This is a genomic window from Streptomyces glaucescens (assembly GCF_002154375.1).
Taxonomy (GTDB): domain Bacteria; phylum Actinomycetota; class Actinomycetes; order Streptomycetales; family Streptomycetaceae; genus Streptomyces; species Streptomyces glaucescens.
Window position 1 is genome coordinate 1 of the sequence record NZ_MUND01001134.1, and the last position, 748, is coordinate 748.

Sequence of the window (748 nt, forward strand, 5' to 3'; positions counted from 1 at the left end):
GCGACCAGCTGATCGAGGGTCTCGCGGATCTGCGTCTCGCCGGCGGCCCCCTGGAAGAGCGGCAGCGCCTGTCCCGCGACGACCGCGAAGACGGCCGGGATCCCCTGGATCCCGAACTGCTGCATCAGCATCTGGTTGGCGTCGACGTCGATCTTGGCGAGGACGAAGCGGCCGTTGTACTCGACGGCCAGCCGCTCCAGAACGGGGCTCAGCTGCTTGCAGGGCTGGCACCATTCGGCCCAGAAGTCGATGACGACCGGGACTTCGGTGGAGCGCTGGAGGACGTCGCGTTCGAAGGTGGCCTCGTCGGCGTCGATGACGAGATCGGCCGGGGAGACGGCCCCGCCCCCGCCCTGGCGGGCCGCTTGGGCGCGCGCCTGCTCCGCCTTCGCCTTGGCCTCCTGGGCCGCCTTGACCGCGGCGAGGTCGACGACACCGCTCATGGACATGTTCCGTGGCTGCATGCGTCTATCCTCCCCCGTTCCCGCGCGTGTGTGAAAAGCGATGAGAAAAGCGGCGCCGGGTCCCCACCCCACGCCATGTGGTCGTCGCTCGCGCGTACTGCGCACAAGCTTTCGCTACGAGTCGTAGCGTAATACCGGATGGGGGCTTCCCGTCACCCCGCACCGGTGATCTCGCTCACTGCGCGCACGGACCGGCCAGGAACGGCCGGTTATCGTCGACGCCATGCAGAGCCGCACTTCCGCCGGCCGCGCGGGACGCCCGCGCGGCCGGCGGAAGTGCGGCT

Annotated in this window: 1 protein-coding gene; it reads right to left on the reverse strand. The window is 69.8% G+C overall.

Annotated elements, in window-relative coordinates; genetic code table 11:
• Positions 1 to 464 (reverse strand): thioredoxin family protein (locus CCN42_RS41050; RefSeq protein WP_158102217.1); only part of this gene is annotated, 464 nt, incomplete at its 3' end.
• Positions 465 to 748 lie beyond the last annotated feature (284 nt).